Origin of the sequence: Leptolyngbya sp. 'hensonii' (assembly GCF_001939115.1) — a bacterium.
In the GTDB taxonomy this organism is placed as follows: Bacteria; Cyanobacteriota; Cyanobacteriia.
Map to the genome: position 1 here is coordinate 384,175 of NZ_MQTZ01000041.1, position 20,464 is coordinate 404,638.

The 20,464-nt window shown below is 53.2% G+C and carries 8 protein-coding genes; 5 read left to right on the top strand and 3 right to left on the bottom strand.

What is annotated here, in order from left to right:
• Window positions 1-82: 82 nt before the first annotated feature.
• Window positions 83-3,310, top strand: a complete 3,228-nt coding sequence (locus tag BST81_RS13550) for a PAS domain-containing protein (protein ID WP_171974756.1) — start codon at window positions 83-85, stop codon at window positions 3,308-3,310.
• Here BST81_RS13550 and BST81_RS13555 read toward each other — a convergent pair.
• Window positions 3,302-6,019: a chloride channel protein gene (locus tag BST81_RS13555; protein ID WP_253188276.1), complete on the bottom strand. Its 2,718-nt coding sequence runs from the start codon at window positions 6,017-6,019 to the stop codon at window positions 3,302-3,304. The genes BST81_RS13550 and BST81_RS13555 overlap by 9 nt on opposite strands.
• A 110-nt stretch (window positions 6,020-6,129) precedes the next feature.
• Here BST81_RS13555 and ileS point away from each other — a divergent pair, with 110 nt between their 5' ends.
• The gene (gene ileS / locus BST81_RS13560) at window positions 6,130-9,024 is read left to right on the top strand and encodes an isoleucine--tRNA ligase (protein ID WP_075599009.1); all 2,895 of its coding nucleotides are present in this window, start codon (window positions 6,130-6,132) and stop codon (window positions 9,022-9,024) included.
• On the opposite strand, the gene BST81_RS13565 is transcribed toward ileS, so the two are convergent.
• Complete coding sequence (locus tag BST81_RS13565; protein ID WP_075599010.1) at window positions 9,021-9,827, bottom strand: SH3 domain-containing protein; 807 nt, start codon at window positions 9,825-9,827, stop codon at window positions 9,021-9,023. The genes ileS and BST81_RS13565 overlap by 4 nt on opposite strands.
• Window positions 9,828-9,835: 8 nt before the next feature.
• Entirely contained in the window at window positions 9,836-10,699 is an 864-nt protein-coding gene (locus BST81_RS13570; protein WP_075599011.1) for a neutral zinc metallopeptidase, read from the bottom strand.
• Window positions 10,700-11,088: 389 nt separating this feature from the next.
• Here BST81_RS13570 and BST81_RS13575 point away from each other — a divergent pair, with 389 nt between their 5' ends.
• From BST81_RS13575 to BST81_RS13585, 3 genes are all read left to right on the top strand, one after another.
• Entirely contained in the window at window positions 11,089-13,596 is a 2,508-nt protein-coding gene (locus tag BST81_RS13575) for a hybrid sensor histidine kinase/response regulator (protein ID WP_216351320.1), read from the top strand.
• Complete coding sequence (locus BST81_RS13580; RefSeq protein WP_075599012.1) at window positions 13,583-14,914, top strand: response regulator; 1,332 nt, start codon at window positions 13,583-13,585, stop codon at window positions 14,912-14,914. Before BST81_RS13575 ends, BST81_RS13580 begins: the two co-directional genes overlap by 14 nt.
• Window positions 14,915-14,999: 85 nt before the next feature.
• Window positions 15,000-20,435, top strand: a complete 5,436-nt coding sequence (locus tag BST81_RS13585) for an ATP-binding sensor histidine kinase (RefSeq protein ID WP_075599013.1) — start codon at window positions 15,000-15,002, stop codon at window positions 20,433-20,435.
• Window positions 20,436-20,464: the final 29 nt, after the last annotated feature.

A 20,464-nucleotide genomic window follows, 5' to 3' on the forward strand; every position in this document is an offset into this window, starting at 1 on the left:
GAATCACCTTTTCCAGAAAATTCCTCTCCCTTGGGTGCTGGTGCTTTTTTTTACGCCACAGCTCATCGGTGCTATCGGAGTCATGGGATATCTCTCTTACCAGAATGGGCGACAGTCTGGTGGGGGTGAGCTGGGTCTGGAGGCGAAAACAGTCTGGTGGGGGTTGGGGGTGTCCGGGTTGACGATCGCCCTCAATAGCGTTCTAGCTTATCAACTGGCCCGATCGATCCGCAAAGTCAACCAGACCTCTCAAAAGATGGCCACAGACGCCATCCGGCAGCGGGAAGAACAAAACCAGGCCATTTTGGCGGCAGTCCCCGATTTAATGGTGCGGATTAATCGGGAGGGACTCTATCAGGGCTACATTCGCACCAATCATATGATTGATCTGATCCCGGAGGAGAGTAATCCGGTTGGTCGGCATATTGCCGAATTTTTAAGCCCTGCACAGGCAGAACGGCAAGTAAAGGCGATTCAGGAGGCTTTTGCAACAGGGCAGATTCAAATCTATGAGCAACAACAGGTGATTCGGAATCGAGTGCAGTATGAAGAAGTGCGTGTCGTCACCTGTGGGGCAGATGATTGCCTGTTCATCATTCGAGACATCACCGATCGCAAGCAGGCGGAACTGGCTCTGGCAAAAAGTGAAACCCTGCTGAATGCCTATCAGCGGCTGAGCAAAATTGGCGGTTGGTCCATCAATCTGGAAACAGGGGAACGATCGTGGACCGAAGAAGTTTACCGGATTCATGACTTGCCGCTTGACTTGGACCAAAGTTCGATCTCTGATCCAGATTTTTTTGTCAACTTTTATGCGCCGGAAGCCCGTGCGGTGATTCGGCAGGCCCTGGCTCAGGCGATGATGCAAGGAAAAGCTTACGATCTGGAGCTGCCTTTTATTACCGCTGCCGGTCGCCATCTCTGGGTGCGAACAACCGCCCAGGCCATTCAGGTAGAAGGGCGGGTGGTGCAGGTGATTGGCTACATCATGGATATTACGGAGCGAAAACAGGCCGAAGAAGCCCTCCGGCAGAGTGAACGTAAACACCGAGCCCTGATCGATGCCCTGCCCGATCTGATCATGCGGATGACTGGCGAGGGGATCTACCTCGACTTTTTTCCGACTAAGGCTTTTAAGGTATTTGGAGATAGCAACCTGGTCGGTTCAGGGATCTATCAGGGTGGCTTACCCCAGGAGTTGGCGGAACTGCGAATGAAATACATCCAGCAAGCTCTGAAAACTGGGGAACTCCAGGTCTATGAACATCAACTCTGGGTCGAGCAACGGCTCCGGACTGAAGAAGTCCGGATTGTAGTTTGTGGGGATCAGGAAGTGCTGGCGATCGTGCGCGATATCACCGATCGTAAACAGGTGGAAGAACAACTGCGCCAGAGTGAAGCAGCCCTGCTGGAGGCGCAACGGGTAGCCCACATCGGCAACTGGGATTTTGATCTGCAAACGCAAAAGATCTCCTGGTCGCAAGAACTCTATCGCATGTTTGGCCTTGATCCGACCCAGCCAGAACCCTCCTATGCAGAATATTTGCAGTTGATCCATCCTGACGATCGACCTCTGCTACAGGAACTGGTCCAGCGAGCAATGACAAAGGGACTGGCCTATACGATCGACTATCGGGCGATTCTTCCGGATGGTTCCATCCGGTATCACGAAGGGCGGGGAGAAGTGAGCCGAGATCCCCAGGGACAGGTTTTCCGGTTATTTGGTGCAGCCCTTGATATTACGGAGCGCAAGCAAACGGAGCAGGAACTCCAACAGGCTAAAGAAGCAGCAGAAGCAGCGAATGAGGCGAAAAGCATTTTTCTGGCTAATATGAGCCATGAATTACGAACACCTCTCAATGTGATTTTGGGGTTTGCCCAACTGATGAGTCGGGATGTAACCCTGAATCCGGATCAGCAAGAAAATCTGCAAACGATTCATCGGAGTGGCGATCACCTGCTGAACTTGATTAATGACATCCTGGATCTGTCTAAGATTGAAGCGGGTCAGATTACCCTGAATGAAATCACATTTGAATTGATGGATTGGCTGAGTCTGCTCCAGGAAATGTTTTACAAGCGGGCAGAGTATAAAGGGCTGCAATTCAGCCTGGAAATTGAGCCGGATCTGCCTCAATTCGTTGCAACTGATGCCAATAAACTGCGCCAGATCTTGATTAATCTATTGGGGAATGCAATTAAATTTACCCAGCAAGGAAGGGTGACGTTACGGGTCACCACGGGTCATGCACCATCTGTCCATCCCTCGGAACTGAATCCAGAAGCAGTGACCCATGGCAAAGAACCAGTGATGCTCTGCTTTGAAGTGGAAGACACCGGGCCTGGTATTGCTCCAGAAGAAATCACCACGATCTTTAATGCTTTTGCCCAGGCCCAGGTAGGGCGAGCTGCAATGGAGGGAACTGGCCTCGGATTAACCATCAGCCGCAGGTTTGTTCGCCTGATGGGAGGGGAACTGGAGGTCGATAGCCTGGTGGGAGAAGGCAGTCGATTCCGGTTTCAGATTCCGGTTCGTTTGGCCGAGCCGCAGGATGTTCCTGCCAAAATGCCCGATCGTCGGGTCACGGGTTTAGCGCCAGGGCAACCCGCCTGCCGCATTCTGATCGTGGATGATCAACGACAAAATCGCCAATTCCTGGTTAAGTTGTTGTCGCAAATTGGCCTGAAAGTCCGGCAGGCGGCGGATGGCAAAACAGCGCTGAGTTTGTGGCAGGAATGGCAGCCTCATCTGATCTGGATGGATCTACGCATCCCTGATCTGGGGGGCTGTGACGTGACTCGGCAGATTCGGGAACTGGAAAGACAACGGACATTGGACTGGGGCACCGGGACAACCTCTGCTTCAGATTCCCTCTCTTTGGGCTGCGCCAAAACGATTATCATTGCCCTAACGGCTCAGGCATCTATGGATGATCTCAAAGCGTCTCTGGCTGCTGGTTGTGATGATTTTGTCAGTAAGCCCGTGCGGGAAGCGGTGCTGTTCAGCAAGATGGCAGATTATCTGAACTTACAGTATGTCTATGCCGAGGATCGGTCGATCGCACCCTCATCTCCCCGATCGCAGCCATCCGTTACCCTGACGCCAGAATCCCTGCAAGTGATGCCCAGGGAATGGATTGCCTCTCTGGAGCAAATGGCCATGTTTTGTGATGAGCAGGCAGTCCGGCATCTGATTCGACAAATTCCGGCAGAGTACGCCACGCTGATTATGGGTCTCAATCACCTGATTTATGACTATGGCTTTGAGCAAATTGTGTTCCTCACCCAGGCTGACGGGCTCTCAGGCTAAGGCTTTTCGCACCAGAATCACAGTACAGTCACAGTGATGGGAGATCGCCTCAGGAATATTGCCCTGAATGACTTGCTGGAGCAAGCCTTCCCGGCTGGCTCCCAGGACGATGACATCACACTGGTCTTTCTGCGCCATGTCAATCACAGCATCGGAGACGGATTTCGCACAAAGTGGAATGGTAATTACGGGACTGGCGAGTTGTTGGCGGAGAAACTGAGCATTGGTCTCCAGCGTGGAAATATCGTAAGCTGTCTCAGATGGTGGAAAGACCTGACAGAGACGGACTTCGGCCTTCCGACTCAGGGAGGTCAGAGCGGGCATCAGGGTGATGGCATACTGGGCATTGGGTCCTCCGGCAGTTGGAACCAACCAGCGATTCAGGGTCACGAGGCGGAGCAGCGCATCATAGGCGGATTCGCGGGTGAGCAGTTCTCCGGCAGGGAGATGGAGCTTCAGTCGATCGCTCAGCTTGACCAGGATGACATCGCAGGCTGCCTGCCGAATTGCCGTATCGACCGCATTGCCAAAAATCCGTCCGGGTGTCGTTGTGCTCCCTTTCCAGCCCATAAGCAGCAAATCGATATGTCGCTCCTTAATCGTTTCTAACACGGCCTGGGCCACATCATGGGCCACCCGCACCTGGGTATGAACTGGAATTTTCCAGGTCTGTCCTTGTTGCACGGCATGATCCATCAAATAACGACTGGCGGTGATATCGACTGGTGTTTCTGAGGGGGCCTTGTGGCGGGGCACCAGCACCACCTGCAGGCACTCCAATTCATAATGACGCTGTTTGGCGATCGTGGCAGCGAGTCGGAGCAATGCATCTGCTGTTTCAGGATTACTCAGGGGCACCAGTAAGCGGCCCTGTCCCGTTGCTGGAGCTTGAGTCTGGTAGACCACGTAGGAGGGTTCTGGCTTAGGACCCAGGGGATTGGTTTCACCACTCACCTGATCTGATTCCGCCCGGATAATATCGGCTCGGGTGATAATGCCAATGAGCTTGCGCCCTTCGGTGACGGGCAGGCGACTAACCTGATAGTGGTTCAGAAGATACAGAACATGGGCCAGGGAATCTGTTGGGCCGACCGTGACCAGCCGGTGTGACATGATCAGGCTGAGGGGAAGATGGCCTGCCATCTGGCGCTGCACTGCTTTCCCCAGATCAGATTGGGACAGGATACCGACCAGTTTGCCTGCCTCCACCACTGGAAAGCCCCGGTGATGGGAGCGGGCAAAGGCTTGTCTGGCCTCCTCGATCGTCATCTGACTGCTTAAGGTTTCAACCCGGCGCTGCATAATATCGGCTGCGGTCAGGGTTTGCCAGCGTTGATCGGCAGGGGCTTTTTGCTCCAGATGAATGCCCCGTAACTCTAAGAGATGTTTGTAGATGGATCCTTGAAAAAGGCGCTCTGCCACCAGATAGGAGGCGACAGAACCAATCATCAGCGGCAGCACCACGTTGAAATCGGCGGTCATTTCAAACACGATCACGATCGCGGTGATGGGTCCCCGGGTGACGGCACTAAAAAATGCCCCCATCCCAGTCAGGGCGTAGATTGTAGGGGAGCTGATGAAGAAGTGGGCACCACTGATGTGCTGGAAGCCCTGGACGGCTATTTCCATCAAGCCTCCCAGGGCTGATCCCAGGAGCAGGGAGGGGGCAAAAAGCCCTCCCGGTGCCCCCGAACCGTAGGCAACCAGGATCAGAAAACAACGGGCTAAGAAGGCGATCGCGACCATCTGCCAGGTCGTGTTGCCGACGACCAGGAAATCCTGGGACTCCGTGCTACTCCGCAGAATCGGGGGGAGCAGGGCCAGCACAATTCCAGTCACCCCTCCGGCCAGAGCCATGCGCCAGGACAGGGCCCAGGGGCGGAACCAGTTGCGGTAGAAGGCAAGACTGGCCAGAATGCCCTGGCAAAAAAGACCCCCCAGAACCCCCGCGATCGCCCCCAGAATCAGGAGGAAAGGGATCTCCTGAAGAGAAAAACTGGTATCAATGCCATTGAGTTCGGGAATAAGCCCCCGTCCTCCCAGTAAGCGGGACACCACACCACCGACAAATGCAGCCAGAATGGCGGTTCCCAGAGTCAGATCCGAGAGATCCTGAAGTAACTCTTCAATCACAAACAGCACGCCTGCGATCGGGGCATTGAACCCTGCTGCTAATCCGGCGGCGGCCCCGGCGGCAACGAGTTGTCGCTGGTAAGTAGGAGAAGGGGCGATCCAGCGACTGGATTGGGCGGCCAGAGCGGCTCCGATCTGTACAGTTGGCCCTTGTCGGCCCAAGGATAAGCCAGAGCCCAGGGCCAGAGTCGTGCTCACCAATTTCACCAGGGCCACCCGCAGATCTAAGGCAATGGGAACGTAGGCCAGGGCTGCCTTCACCTGGGGAATACCGCTTCCGGAAGCTTCCGGGGCTAGCCGCTCAATCAAGATGCCACTCAGCAGCCCACCCAGGATCCCCATCAGGGGTAGAGCCAACCAGATGGGGAGAGGCCCACTGATCGATCCCTGCCAGTTTTCCAACCAGGCGATCGACTGCTTGAGTAACACAGCAGCCAAAGCTGAGATGAGACCAATCAGGCAGGCTTCGAAAATGGCCAGGGATTTAGGTCGAAGCAGGCGCTGCAGAGAAGAAGAGAGGAAGGACGCCAGGGGCATTGACAAAATTAACCAGGCTTTGCTTTCAGATCGTGACATATCTTGGCCAGCAGGCACAGCCCGAAGCCAATGGAAGAGGCGTTGCGTGCAATGCCTCTGCTCACCGATAATGATTCAAACAACCCTTAGCCCCTGAGACTCGATTGACTGTGACAGAAGCTGGAGCCTACAAAGATACCGTCAACCTGCCCAAAACTGACTTTGACATGCGTGCTAACGCTGTCAAGCGGGAACCGGAATTGCAATCCTTCTGGGCAGATCAGAAGATTTATGAGCACCTGTCGCAGAACAATCCAGGTGATGTGTTTATCCTGCATGACGGGCCGCCCTATGCCAACGGGGCGCTGCACATGGGGCATGCACTGAACAAAACCCTGAAGGACATTATCAATAAGTACCAACTGCTCCAGGGCCGCAAGGTTCGTTATGTCCCCGGATGGGATTGTCACGGGCTGCCGATCGAACTCCAGGTTCTGAAGGACATGAAACAGGAGGAACGGCAGCGGCTCTCTCCCCTGCAACTGCGCCACAAAGCCAGAGATTTTGCCCTCAAAACCGTAGAGACTCAGCGAGAGAGCTTTAAGCGATTTGGGATTTGGGGAGATTGGGATCACCCTTACCTGACCCTGAAGCCCAGCTATGAGGCCGCCCAGATTGGGGTCTTTGGGCAGATGGTCCTGAAGGGTCACATCTACCGGGGTTTGAAGCCGGTCCACTGGAGCCCCAGTTCCAAAACAGCCCTGGCGGAAGCTGAGCTGGAGTATCCGGAGGGGCACGTCTCGGCCAGTATCTACGTGGCCTTCCCCATGACCACCCTGGCTCCAGCCATTCGCCTGCCCCTCGACCCCTATTTGCCAACCCTGAAGGTAGCCATCTGGACCACCACCCCCTGGACGATTCCGGCCAACCTGGCGGTGAGCGTGAATCCGGAACTGGTGTACGCGATCGTGCGGCGGGCTAGGGATCTGGAGGGCGAACCGGAATACCTGCTGGTGGCCAAGGATCTGGTGGAGCGGCTGGCAACTCTCCTGGGGGAGGATCTGACCGTGGAAGCGACGGTGATGGGGAAGGTGCTGGAGCACTCCACCTATCGCCATCCCCTCTACGATCGCCAGAGTCCGATCGTCCTTGGTGGGGACTGGATCACCACTGACTCTGGTACGGGGCTGGTCCACACCGCTCCCGGTCATGGTCAAGATGACTACCTGGTGGGTCAGCACTATGGGTTGCCGATTCTTTCCCCGGTGGATGGGGATGGCAACTTTACAGAAGAGGCGGGGCCTTTTGCTGGGCTGAATGTTCTGGGAGAAGGGAATCGAGCGGTGATTAATGCTCTGGCTGAAGCCGGAGCTCTGCTGAAGGAAGAACCCTATCCGCACAAGTATCCCTACGACTGGCGGACCAAAAAACCGACAATCTATCGGGCCACAGAACAGTGGTTCGCCTCGGTGGCCGGGTTTCGGGAGGAAGCCCTGCAAGCGATCGCCTCGGTTCGCTGGGTTCCGGCCCAGGGCGAGAACCGGATCACCCCTATGGTGGCAGAACGATCGGACTGGTGTATTTCCCGCCAGCGGAATTGGGGCGTTCCCATTCCCGTGTTCTACGACGAGGAGACGGGGGAACCCCTGCTGAATGAAGCGACGATCGCCCATGTCCAGGCCCTGTTTGCCGAGAAAGGCTCGGACACCTGGTGGGAACTGCCTCTGGAAGACTTGCTACCAGAGCCTTACCGCCACAATGGGCGTACCTACCGCCGGGGTACGGACACGATGGATGTCTGGTTCGACTCCGGTTCTTCCTGGGCTGCCGTTTTACAGGCCGAACCGGACGATCGGGCTCCTTTACAATATCCGGCGGATATCTACCTGGAGGGATCGGACCAGCACCGGGGCTGGTTTCAGTCCAGCCTGTTGACCAGTGTGGCGGCCAATGGCTGTGCCCCCTACAAGATGGTCTTGACCCACGGCTTTGCCCTGGATGAGCAGGGCCGCAAGATGAGTAAATCCCTGGGCAATGTGGTGGACCCGATGATGATCATCAATGGGGGCAAAAACCAGAAGGAGGATCCTCCCTATGGGGCAGATGTGCTGCGCCTCTGGGTGTCTTCGGTGGATTATTCGGCGGATGTGTTGATCGGGAAGACCATTATCAAGCAACTGGCCGATGTTTACCGCAAAATCCGCAATACGGCCCGCTTTCTGTTGGGGAATTTGCATGACTTTGTGCCGGAGCGGGATGCGGTTCCCTATGACCAGATGTCCAACCTGGACCATTACATGCTGCACCGGATGGGTGAAGTGTTCACCGAAGTGACGGATGCTTTTGAGAGTTTCCAGTTTTTCCGCTTTTTCCAGACGGTGCAGAATTTTTGTGTTGTCGATTTATCCAATTTCTACCTGGATATTGCCAAGGACCGGCTCTACATCAGTGCGGCGGATACCCCCCGTCGCCGCAGTTGTCAGACAGTGCTGCACCTGGCCGTAGAAAATCTGGCCCGATCGATCGCCCCTGTCCTCTCCCATATGGCTGAGGATATCTGGCAATTTCTGCCCTATCCCACCCTGTACCCATCGGTGTTTGAGTCCGGCTGGGTGAAACTGGAAAAACAATGGCAGAATCCTGCTCTGGCAGAAACCTGGTCCACCCTGCGGCAATTGCGATCGGAGGTAAACAAAGTGCTGGAGCGGGCCAGGGCAGACAAGGCGATCGGGGCTCCCCTGGAAGCGAAGGTGTTGCTGTATGTGCCGGATCAGTCCCTGCGCCAGACGCTCCAAGCCATGAATCCAGAGGATAGCCTGAGAGGCAATCGGGTGGATGAACTGCGCTACCTGTTGATTGTCTCCCAGGTGGAGGTGCTGGAGTCGCCAGAGGTGTTGCAGGATCTCCCCTACCGGGCTGAATCGGAGCTGGTTAGTGTGGGGGTGGTGAACGCCTCTGGCGAGAAGTGCGATCGCTGCTGGAACTATTCCACCCAGGTGGGCCAATCCGCCGATCATCCCCTGCTCTGTGAGCGCTGCGTTCCGGCTATTGTCGGCGACTTCTAAGGAGCCACCTCCTGAACGATCGGTTGACCAGTCTGCCCTACTTCGAGGGTCGGCTGCCCAGACTGTTTGACCCGGATAGTATAGGTTCGGTTTCCGGCGGTGGTCTGATAGGTGGTTATTTCTCCGATCACGACTGTAGAAACTCGGGCATTATTGACGACCATCCGACCCACTTTTTTGTCGTACAGGTTCATGTAGTGGAGGCCTGCCGTCTGCCAAATCCGCACACTATAACGGGCTGTCTGAAAAGTAGCCAGGGTTTGGGTCTGATTCGCAGGCAGGCGATTTTCTCTCTGCTGTTCAAAGGCGACGATCGTGCCGTCGCTGAAGACCCGGCAGAGGCCAGAGAGCCCCCGGCTGCGGGAGCGCAGAATCACTGTGCGGATGGCACTGCGATCGAGCCGCACCTCTACCACATCCAAGACTACGGATGGACCAAAGACCCGTTCAGCTTCTTGCTGACAAGCTGCCAGGGCGATCGATGACACCGTGCCCTGGCGAGGTGGAGCGGTCAGGGAAAACGTGAGCCGATCTTCCCGCACCCAGCCTTCCAGCCCGGAGCTGTTGAAGCGGACATAGTACCAGACGTACCCATCCTTACCCTCGATCTCCCGCAGGGTTTCCACCCGATCGCCCATCAAGCCGGTGGAAATCACCTCATCCTCGATTGACGGCCCGGATCGCACATTAATCCGGGAACTGGGGTCAGGGGCAAACAGCATGGCCGATCGGGCCTGCACTGGTAGACTGCTCCCCAGAGAAACTGTCACCACCAGTACACCCATCCAGAAAGTTTTGCTCATCCTCATAATCACAAATTCTTGGCTGCGAAAGTATTACATTGCTTTGGATCACCCGTCTCCAACCCCCGCTTAAACCAGCGCACGCGCTGGGCAGAGCTACCGTGGGTGAAGGATTCAGGCACCACGTATCCCTGGGCCTGCCGCTGTAGCCGATCGTCCCCAATGCTGCTGGCAGCCCGCAGGGCTTCCTCAATATCCCCTTTTTGCAGAATCTGCCGCGATCGGTTGGCATGGTTGCCCCAGACCCCCGCAAAACAATCGGCCTGTAGCTCCAACCGCACCGATAACTGATTGGCCTCCTCTGGATTGGTCCGCCGTTGCAGCACCGTCACCTGATCCGAGATGCCCAGCAGATTCTGAACGTGGTGGCCAATTTCATGGGCCACCACATAGGCCTGGGCGAAGTCTCCTGGGGCCTGAAATTTCTCTTGTAAATCGCGATAAAAACTGAGGTCAATGTAGACTTTCTGATCCGCTGGACAATAGAAGGGGCCAACTGTCGATCGGGCAAAGCCGCAGGCCGATTTGACCGCATCGCTGTAGAGCACCAGTTTGGGTTCGACGTAAGTTTGGCCATTCTGGCGAAAAATATCGCGCCAGGTGTCTTCCGTGTCGGCCAGAACAACAGAAACAAAGTCAGCCATCTGGTCATTACTGGAGGATCGGGATGCCCCCGATCGGGGCTCTCCCTGGGTGGGAGCAGTCCTGGACGGATTTGCCTGGTTCAGAATGATGGTGGGGTCACCCCCCAGCACAGCCACCAGGAGAGCCAACAGCACAGTTCCAATGCCCCCCCCAACCAATGGAGCTGATACCCGCATGCCCCGACGATCTTCAACATTCGTACTCCGACGACCTTTTTCCCAATCCATGGTTACCGTCTCCCTCATGCGATGGCTATTCTGCGTTCATTCCCCGATCGTGCTGTCCTGATAAGTAATCGGGTGAGATTAATTATAAGAAGGGGGGTCTGGGGGCACGCCCCCTTCACCCCGACTCTCATCCTTAATTTAATTGTGCCGACCTACTTACCCAGGGTCTGTTTAGAGATGAGTTAGAGCCATTGTAGTCAATCGTCAACCACACACTCCCCCATGGAAAGTACACAATTTCTTCATTTTTACTGCTTAGTCTAAAAGCATCAGTGCTAATCCAAGGTCCTGCTTTAGCAAATTTTATGCAAACCCCAACTCAATCATTATTAACGTCGATTCCTTTAAAAAATTGTTTAAAGATTCCCCGGCAGGCGGAACAACTGGACATGCCCCAGCAGCCGGTCCTGCCTCGAAACGTTTTAATTCGCCTGATTTTGGGTGGTACCACCTTACTTGTAGGAGTGGGGGCTTATTACAGTTACCAGGGGGTCAGGAATCTATTTCTCGATCGGCTCAAACAAACTGCTTTTGCCCAGGTTCAGCAGGGTACTAATCAGATTGATGCCTGGTTAGCCAGTCTCAAAACCCGTATGGACATGCTGGCCAGCACACCGACGGTTCGTTCCATGGATTGGTCCCTGGTGGAACCCTATTTCAAAACGGAGGTGAAACGGCATCAGGACATCTCGATCCTGTTTCTGGGGCGACCCGATGGTCTGCGGTATAGCCCTGAAGGGTCACCGAAACAGGTCAAGGATCGCAAGTACTTCCAACTGGCCATGGCCGGACGCACCAATGTCAGCGATCCCTTTATCAGTCGGGCAACGGGACTGCCCGCAATCGCAGTGGCGGCACCGGTTTGGGGCAACTCCAAAACGAAATCTCCCATTGGGGAAGTCCACAACAACGTCAACATTGACTACATCAATCAGGTCTTGAGCCAGTTGCACTATGGCAATAACAGTTATGCCTTTGCCCTCAACTCAGCCGGGGAAGCCATCGTGCATCCCAACCTGGCCCTCATGTCCACCGCTGAAAAGCCTGCTCCCAGCTTGCTGAAATCGGAGGTTCCCGGCTTAGCAACGATCGCACAACGGATGGTGAATCGGGAACAGGGCATTCAACTGATGTCGATCGAGGGCACTCAAAAGTATGTCGCCTATTTGCCTTTGGGAGAAGCAGGCTGGTCGATCGCGCTGGTTATCCCTCGGGAGAATATTGAATCCCAGCTCCGTTCTCTGGATGTTCTGGCCCTGATTGTCGTCGGTCTGGCGGGCACCCTGATCGGCGTGCTCTGGCGAGTCCAGCGGTTTGAGCAGGCCCAACTCCGGCAGTCTAAAATTGCTGCCGATGCCGCCAAGGAAGCCGCTGATGCCGCCAACCAGGCCAAAAGCGAGTTTCTGGCTAACATGAGCCATGAACTCCGTACACCTCTTAATGGCATTTTGGGGTATGCCCAAATTCTGCATCGCTCCCAAAGCTGGGGAGACAAGGAACGACAGGGAATTACTATCATTCATCAATGCGGCACCCATCTCCTGACCCTGATTAATGATGTTCTCGATCTCTCCAAAATTGAAGCCCGCAAGCTGGAGCTAAACCCCTCTCCGTTCTGTTTTTCTGCCTTCTTGCAAGGTATTGTTGAAATCATTCGGATTCGGAGTGAGCAAAAGGGAATTGACTTTATCTATCTGCCCGATCCGGCGTTACCGGAAGGGGTCGAGGCGGATGAAAAGCGGCTGCGCCAGGTTTTGATTAACCTTCTGGGCAATGCGGTCAAATTTACAGACCAGGGCAGCGTCACCTTTAAAGTTACAGTGTTGCATCCCCCAGATGCTCCCCCAGCCGTTGCAGTGGATGAATCGGACCTCTGGGAGGGAACTGAGCCCCATTCCCCTGCCATGGCACCAGCCGTAAGCCTCTGTTTCCAGATTATCGATACTGGCGTTGGCATCGGAACAGCCGCGATCGCCAACATCTTTCTGCCGTTTGAGCAGGTTGGAGAGACGCGCCGTCAGGCGGAAGGAACTGGCCTGGGGCTGGCCATCAGTCAGAGAATTGTCAACCTGATGGGAAGTCAAATCCAGGTTCAGAGCCAGTTAGGCCAGGGAAGTACCTTTGCCTTTGAGGTGACGTTACCCATTTCAACAGAATGGCAGCAATTGGCAATGATCCGGGCTGGGAAACGGATGATTGGGCATGGGGGAGCCCAGAAAACAATCCTCGTTGTGGACGATAAATGGGAAAATCGATCGGTCCTAGTCCACCTGCTTGACCCCCTCGGCTTCAGGGTAATTGAGGCTGAAAACGGTGCTACAGCTCTGACCCAAGTTACTCAGGAGCAACCCAACCTAATCATTACGGACTTACTGATGCCTGTGATGGATGGGTATACCCTTTTGCAACAATTACAGAATTCAGATGCTTTCAGAGATATTCCTGTGATTGTTTCTTCAGCATCCGTTTCTGAGCTAGAACAACAACAAAGTTTGGATGCAGGTGGGGATGATTTTTTGTCTAAACCAGTGCAAGCTGAGGAACTGTTTCAGATGATAGAGAAGCACCTGAAAGTTGTATGGCAATATGAAGAAAATTTACCTGGTCCTGCAACCTGCTTAGAAAATAACTCTGTCCTATCTGATGCGGATGATTCAGGTGTCATTGCTCTCCCGTTTGAAGAGTTGGTGCAATTGCTCAGTCTGGCTGAACAGGGGCGATTGAAAAAATTGACTGAAGCAGTGAAACGGATTGAGCAATCTAATAGCAGCTATACTCCGTTTGTACAACAGATTCTGAAATTAGCTCAGGAATTTCAGATTGGGAGAATAGAACAGTTGCTGCAGGATCAAATCCGTCATTACTGGGGAAAGGGAGAAAGCCGTGATCACGTCTGATTTGATTCTGGTGGTTGACGATACCCCGGCAAACCTGTCCGTTATCTCTGAGGTGCTGGCAGAGGCTGGTTTTGAGGTTGCAATTGCAACAGATGGGGATATGGCGCTCAAAAAAGTGCAGCATGTCTCTCCCAGTCTGATTTTACTGGATGTCATGATGCCTAAGATGGATGGCTTTGAAGCCTGCCGTCACCTGAAAGCTGCAGAAACCACCCGAAATATTCCAGTCATTTTTATGACTGCTCTGTCCGAGGCTGCAGATAAGGTCCGAGGATTTGAGCTGGGGGCTGTAGACTATATTACAAAACCATTTCAGGAAGAAGAGGTCTTAGCCCGAGTTAAAACCCATTTGAAGTTGCGTCATCTGAATCAAGCCCTGGAACAGCGAACCACAGAGTTGATGGCCACCCTGGAACAGCTCCAGCAGTCTCAGATGCAAGTGGTGCAAAACGAAAAGATGTCCAGTCTGGGACAAATGGTGGCCGGAATAGCCCATGAAATCAATAATCCGATTAACTTCATTCATGGCAATCTCAACTATATCCAGGACTATATGCAAAGCCTGTTACAGCATGTGCAATTGTATCAAACGCACTATCCCAATCCAGTGCTTGAGATTCAACAGCAGGCAGCGGCGATCGATCTGGAGTTTTTGCAAGAAGATTCGATCAAAATCCTGAAGTCCATGCATATAGGGAGTGATCGAATTCGCCAGATTGTTTTATCCTTACGCAACTTCTCCCGCATTGATGAGGCCGAATTTAAAGCTGTAGATCTGCATGAGGGCATTGAAAGTACCCTATTGATTTTGCAACATCGCTTGAAAGATCGACCCGATCATCCCCGAATTGAAATTATCAGAGACTATCATCCCTTACCCCTGGTAGCCTGCTATCCCGGACATCTGAATCAGGTGTTTATGAATATTCTGGTCAATGCCCTTGATGCGATCGAAGAGGCCCATGCCCAGGGATTGAAACTAGGGTGTCAGCATGGCTCTGGACAGATCACCATTCGCACCGCTGTGGAACAGGAGTGGGTGAAAATTGCCATTGCAGACAATGGCTTAGGGATGCCTGAAAAGGTTTGTCAACAGCTTTTTAACCCATTTTTTACCACGAAACCGATCGGCAAAGGAACGGGCTTGGGCCTGTCGATCAGTTATCAAATCATCACTAAAAAACATCAAGGTAAGCTGGAGTGCTTTTCGCAACCGGGAAAAGGAACTGAGTTTGTGATTCAAATTCCAATTCGGCAAGTTGGTCATAACGGAAGTAAATCAGATGTTTCTCTACTGGAACAAAGTTTATTGATGTAACGAAAATTCAAGGTGAGATCTTTAATAGTTTTTTGGGCAAGATAAAGGAGATTGTGATATGTAAGGTTGCCTAGAGACATGAATTATGAATGCAGTCAATCATCTGTCCGGATATCGAATTGTCGAACAACTTTATGCAGGCTCTCGCACGTTAGTTTATCGGGGTGTTTGCGATCAGGATCAAACTCCGGTGGTCATCAAGCTGTTGCGGAATCCCTTTCCCAGCTTTAATGACCTAATTTTATTTCGTAATCAGTATACAATTGCCAGGAATCTTGATCTGCCTGGTGTGGTCAAACCGCTGGCCCTGGAACCTCACAAAAATTCCTATGCTTTGATTATGGAAGATTTCGGGGGCATTTCGCTGAAGACAATGCTCTCTCAACTCGGCAACTTAGGTGGACAATCACAGAATCTCCTCACTTTTTTAAATATTTCTCTGCAAATTGCAACTATATTAGATGGACTTTATCATCAACGGGTTATCCACAAAGATATCAAGCCAGCTAATCTTCTCATCCATCCAGTTACCCACCAGGTCAAACTGATTGACTTCAGTATTTCATCCCTGCTGTCCCGTGAAACCCAGGAGGTTCAAACAGCCAATGCGCTGGAAGGAACCCTGGCTTATCTATCCCCTGAACAGACGGGACGGATGAATCGGGGGATTGATTACCGGAGCGATTTTTATTCGTTGGGCGTGACCTTTTATGAGCTGCTGACCGGGCAGTTGCCGTTCACCTCCCATGACCCGATGGAGCTGGTCCATTGTCATCTGGCCAGACAACCGATGCCTGTGGAGCATCTGAATCCGGCATTGCCCACAGCACTGGCTGAAATCATCCGCAGGTTGATGGCGAAGAATGCCGAAGATCGCTATCAAAGCGCCTCAGGATTACACCATGATTTAGAGCAATGCCTGATCCAATTACAGACGACTGGCCAGATTGCGCCCTTTGAGCTGGGCCAGCAAGACCTCTGTGATCGGTTCCTGATTCCCGAAAAGCTCTACGGTCGGCAGACAGAAGTGGCCGGGTTACTGCAGGCCTTCGATCGGGTCAGCCTGGGTGCCACGGAAATGGTCCTGGTGGCGGGCTTTTCTGGGATTGGCAAAACTGCGGTGGTAAATGAAGTCCATAAGCCGATCGTCAAACAGCGGGGCTATTTTATCAAGGGCAAGTATGACCAGTTCCAACGGGATATTCCCTTTAGTGCCTGCTTGCAGGCGTTTCGGGATTTAATCGGACAGTTGCTGGCTGAATCTGATGCCCAACTGCAATGCTGGAAAACCAAAATTTTGGATGCGGTGGGAGATAATGGCCAGGTCCTGGTTGAGGTAATTCCAGAATTAGAACGGATTATCGGCCCCCAAGCAGCTACCCCAGAACTGACCGGGATAGCCTCCGAGAATCGCTTCAATCTCTTGCTCCAGAAATTTGTCCAGGTCTTTACCACTGCCGACCATCCCCTGGTTCTATTTCTAGATGACTTGCAGTGGGCTGATTCTGCGTCTCTGAAGTTGCTGCAATTGTTGATGCAGGATGCAGGCTATCTGCTGGTCATTGGGGCCTATCGGGATAATGAGGTCTCTCCAGCCCATCCCCTCATGTTGACCCTGGATGGGATTCAGAAGTCTGGTGCAACGGTGCAGACGATCGTGCTGCAAGCCTTAGCACCAGAAGATATGAATTACCTGGTGGCGGATACATTGAACTGCGATCGCGCTCTGGCCCAGCCATTGACCGAATTAGTCCGGCAAAAGACCCAGGGCAATCCCTTCTTTGCGACCCAATTTCTCAAAGCGTTGCATGAGGATGGACTGATCACCTTTAACTGGGAAGTGCGGCACTGGCAGTGTGATATTGCCGAGGTCAGAACCCTGGCCCTAACGGATGATGTGGTGGAGTTTATGGCCCGCCAGTTGCAGAAATTGCCTGCAGCTACCCAGGATGCTCTGAAACTAGCAGCCTGCATCGGGGCGCAGTTTGATCTGCAGACCCTGGGAATTGTTAGTGAAACATCCCCAGAGCAAACCGCATCCGCCCTCTGGAGAGCCCTGCAGGAGGGGTTGATCCTGCCGCTGACAGATGTCTACAAATTTTTCACTCAGATGGATACGCCATCTGCCACCCCATCTACCGTGAATGTGACCTATCGGTTTCTGCACGATCGGGTGCAACAGGCGGCTTATTCGCTGATTCCAGAGGAGCAGAAACAGGCCACCCATTTAAAGATCGGGCAACTGCTGCTGGAGAATACTTCCGTCACAGAACGGGAAGAAACCCTCTTTGCAATTGTGAATCAGTTGAACATGGGCCGTCGTTTATTGCCCGCAACCTCAGAACCGGATCAACTGGTGCAATTGAATCTGGCGGCAGCCCGTAAGGCTAAAGCTGCCACGGCCTACCGGGCTGCCATTCAGTATCTCGATATTTGCCTGGAGCGGCTGCCGAAAGGGAGCTGGCAGTTGCAGCCGGAGTTAACTCGGAGCATTTATGAGGAAGCGGCGGAGGCGGCCTATCTGAGCACGGACTATGAACGGATGGAGCAACTGGCGGCGATCGTCCTGGCCCATACGAATGACTTACTGGATAAGGTCCGAATTTATGAAATCAAGATGCTGGCGGCTAAAGGCCAGGGTCAGTTACGGACATCGATTCAGATTGGGCTGCAATTGCTCGAACTTCTGGGGGTGACCTTTCCGGCTGAGCCCACCCTGGCCGATGTGGGTCAGGCTCTGGACACAACCCTGCAAGCCTGGAAAGATCGTCCCATTGCCAGCCTGTTGGACGGACCAGTGATGACGGATCCTATCAAGCTGGCAGCAATGCGAATTCTGACTCAGTTGATTGCACCGGCCTATCAATCTATGCCCATGTTGATGCCCTTATTCATCTTCGAGCAGATTAATTTGTCCATCGCCTACGGTAATTGTGCCATTTCAGCTTTCTCCTATGCGGATTATGGTTTGGTGCTCTGTGGCATTGTGGGGGATCTGGAAGCAGGCTATCAGTTTGGCCAACTGGCCCTGAATATTCTCGATCGCTTCCAGTCCAAAGCAACCCGTTGCCGCACGTTCTTTATTGTGTATAGCTATATCAGCCACTGGAAAGAGCCGCTCCGCAATCATCTGTCCGAACTCCAGGATGCCTATCAGGTGGGGTTGGAAACGGGCGATCTGGAGAGCAGTGCCTTAAATGCTCAGATGTACTGCGCCTATGCCTACTTTGCGGGTCATGAGCTGTCCACCCTGGCAACGGAGATGGCCGCCTACCGTCAGGGGCTGCTGCAACTGAAGCAGGAAGGACCCCTGAATTTTCAGGCCATTTATCATCAAACGGTTTTGAACTTACTGGGGCAGGCCGCTGATGATCCCTGTCGGTTAGAGGGAGAGGTGTTCGCTGAAACCCAGGCCGTGCCAGTGCTCCAGGCAGCCAATATTCGAGCAGCCCTTTACTATCTGTACTACAACAAAATGGTGCTTTGTTACCTATTGGGAGACTCTCCGCAGGCTGCTGCAAACGCTCCTCTGGTAGAATCCTACGCCGATAGCATGGTGGGCATGTTTGCTATTCCCCTCTTTTGTTTCTACCGATCGCTGGTTGACCTGGCTCTGCTGCCAGCCATGGCTGAACCAGAGCGGACCCAGGCCCTGGAACGGGTAGCCCACCATCAGGAGAAACTGCAACAATGGGCCGATCACGTCCCCGCGAACCATTTGCATCGGTTCCATCTGGTGGAAGCAGAACGGCAACGGGTGCTAGGTAATAAAGCCGCCACGATCGACCACTACGATCGAGCCATTCAACTGGCCCAGACCTACGGATATATTCAGGATGAAGCCCTGGCCTATGAATTGGCGGCTCAATTCTATTTAGCCTGGGACAAGGAACAACTCGCCCAATCCTATATGACCCAGGCTTATTATGCCTATAGCCGCTGGGGAGCTAAAGTTAAAGTCGAGAATTTAGAACAGCGCTACCCCCAATTACTGGCCCCGATGCTGCAAAAACAGCAACAGGCTTTCAACGTCACTGAGACGATTCTGGCCACCTCTTCCCACACGAGTAAAGCCTCTACTTCCGGCAGCAGTGGAGCCTTGGAGGTGCTGGATCTGAATACCATTCTGAAGGTATTTCAAATGATTTCCAGTGAAATTGAGCTGGAGAAGCTGCTCTCGACCCTGTTACAGGTGGTGTTGGAAAATGCCGGGGCAGACCAGTGTGCATTGTTGATGCCCAGGGACGGAAGCTGGGTGATTGAGGCCCTGGCCCAGTTTGAACAGCCTGATCGGATTCTGCAATCTTTGCCGATGGAATCCAGTCAGGCCGTGCCCGTTTCTCTCATTAACACGGTTAAACATACCCTCAAGCCCTCTGTGATCTGGAATGTGGTGGCCCATCCGACCCTGGCGGCTGATCCCTATATTTTGCGCCACACGCCGAAGAGCCTTCTCTGCATGCCGATCTTGCACCAGGGGCAGTTAATTGGGATTTTATATCTGGAAAATAATCTGACGATCGGAGCCTTTACAGACGATCGGATAGAACTACTTAATCTCATCTGTACCCAGACTGCCATTTCCCTTGAAAATGCCCGCCTTTATCAAAAAACACAGCAGGCATTCACAGACCTGAAACAGGCTCAGCTCCAGATGATTCAGAGTGAAAAGATGTCTGCCCTGGGCAATCTGGTGGCTGGGGTGGCCCACGAAATTAATAACCCGGTTGGGTTTTTGAGTGGCAATATTCAACCCGCTTTAGATTACATCCAGGATATTTTTGGCTTGCTGGATCTGTACCAGCAGAAGTATCCCCAGGCTGATGCGGACATTGACGCAGAAATCGAAACGATTGACCTCGATTACATTCGGGAAGACTTACCCAAACTGGTAGGGTCCATGCGGGAGGGGGTGAAACGCATTCGGGACATCAGCACGAGCCTCCGAACCTTCTCCCGTGCCGATAGTGATCGGCCCATCCCCTACGACCTGCGGGATGGGATCGACAGCACGATTTTGATTCTCAAACATCGCTTGAAGGCCAATGAGCATCGGCCAGAGATTCAAGTCATGACAGACTATGGTCCCCTGCCTGCGGTAGAGTGCTTTGCTGGACAATTGAACCAGGTGTTCATGAATCTGCTGGCCAATGCGATCGATGCGCTGGAAGAGGCCAGTCACGGACGCAGCTTCGAAGATATTCAGGCCCAGCCCAACCAGATCATCGTGCAGACCCATCTCTCGGAGGATGGGCAGCAGGCGGTGATTCGGATTAAGGATAATGGAATTGGCATCCCGGATGAGGTGAAACAGCGGATTTTTGACCATCTGTTTACCACTAAAGGAGTGGAGCGGGGAACGGGTCTGGGTCTGACGATCGCCCGTCAAATCGTGGTCGAAAAGCATGGGGGAATGCTGGAGGTTACCTCTAAGCCAGGAGAGGGAACGGAGTTTTTGATTGCGATTCCAGTCAGGGTCAGCCTTACAAAAGAGGCTCAGCCAGTTGTGATGGCTCAATGAAGCTGATCTGGGAGATCGATCGTAATTGG

Coding starts and splice junctions, on each gene's coding strand:
- BST81_RS13570 (WP_075599011.1), bottom strand. CDS start 10,699: ATGGATTGGGAAAAAGGTCGTCGGAGTACGAATGTTGAAGATCGTCGG.
- BST81_RS13550 (WP_171974756.1), top strand. CDS start 83: ATGGGATATCTCTCTTACCAGAATGGGCGACAGTCTGGTGGGGGTGAG.
- BST81_RS13585 (WP_075599013.1), top strand. CDS start 15,000: ATGAATGCAGTCAATCATCTGTCCGGATATCGAATTGTCGAACAACTT.
- BST81_RS13565 (WP_075599010.1), bottom strand. CDS start 9,827: ATGAGCAAAACTTTCTGGATGGGTGTACTGGTGGTGACAGTTTCTCTG.
- BST81_RS13575 (WP_216351320.1), top strand. CDS start 11,089: ATGCCCCAGCAGCCGGTCCTGCCTCGAAACGTTTTAATTCGCCTGATT.
- BST81_RS13555 (WP_253188276.1), bottom strand. CDS start 6,019: ATGTCACGATCTGAAAGCAAAGCCTGGTTAATTTTGTCAATGCCCCTG.